This window comes from Paraburkholderia sp., assembly GCF_050742655.1.
Taxonomy (GTDB): domain Bacteria; phylum Pseudomonadota; class Gammaproteobacteria; order Burkholderiales; family Burkholderiaceae; genus Paraburkholderia.
In genome coordinates this window covers 1-1,001 of record NZ_JBOIGG010000082.1, presented here as the reverse complement: position 1 = coordinate 1,001, position 1,001 = coordinate 1, and the positions used below count along the sequence as shown (strand labels likewise).

At 54.7% G+C, this 1,001-nt stretch carries 1 protein-coding gene; it reads right to left on the bottom strand.

The genetic code is table 11. From position 1 onward, the window contains the following. Nucleotides 1-223: 223 nt before the first annotated feature. Nucleotides 224-1,001, bottom strand: a protein-coding gene (locus tag ACREXZ_RS30915) for an IS5 family transposase (RefSeq protein WP_431767925.1) whose coding sequence is annotated in 2 segments (ribosomal slippage) — nt 224-665 and nt 664-1,001 — 780 coding nt annotated over the 2 segments. Because the reading frame shifts where the segments join, the coding sequence is not laid out codon by codon here. This gene is flagged as partial in the annotation.

Below are 1,001 nucleotides of genomic sequence, written 5' to 3'. Positions count from 1 at the left end.
AGCTTGATCATATAATTGCACCGGGTTAGTGTCTCGGCGTTGACTGGCGCCATTTTTCTTACCAACTACGTTAAGGGGAATATGATCATTACCGGTCAACTGGTTGCTTTACGAATCCAAACCTCGGCACTCGGGGTCGGGCATCGTTCGATCCGGAGGGCCCAAGCGGGAGACGAAAATGTCCGGAACGATCGTTAACTTCATTAGACCTCTTGCATAACCGTCATGCGGCCGGGAGTTCCATGTTATAGAGTGCGGCGATGAGGAAGAAGCGCAGGCCGAAACGGCGGCGGCGGTTTCGGTAACGGTCGGCGATGATCTTGAAGCGCTTGAGCATTGCGATGACGTTCTCGCAAGCCACGCGTTCGCTGGAGATGGCGCGGTTTTTTTCCTTGTCGCTTGCGGACAACGGTTTCTTTTTGCTACGTTTTTTCGGCATCGCCGTGTTGGCGTGCCGCCTCTGCAAGCCTTGATAGCCGCTGTCGACAACGGCCTTCGTCTCAGGACGCAGATGAACTTTCGACCGCTTGAACAGCCTGAAGTCGTGCCGCCGTCCTTTTTCGTGCGCGAGGCAGAGAATGCGGCGTGTCGATTTTTCGACGACGAGCTGGGTTTTCAGCGTGTGCCGCTTTTTCTTGCCCGAATAATAACGCCTTTGTTTTTTTTGGCCGTTCGATGGGCGTTTCGGTTGCGTCGATCAAGACGATGTCGAACGCCCGCTCGCTTGCCGCAACGGTCTTGCGGCCTGGCAAACGAAAGGCTTTGCTCTTTGCCAGAGTGTTTTCACACCATTTGATGTTGCGGTATGCCGCGCTTTCGCTCAGTCCATAGGCTTGCGCGATATGAAAATAGGTCCGGTATTCGCGCCAATATCCCAACATCATCAGAAGCTGGTCTTCGATGCCAAGCGTGTTGGGCTTGCCGCCGGCCGCCTTGTGCTTGCGTTTGGCCGCAAAAAGCACCGAAACCATCGCTTCAAATGTGCGCCTCTGCACACCCGT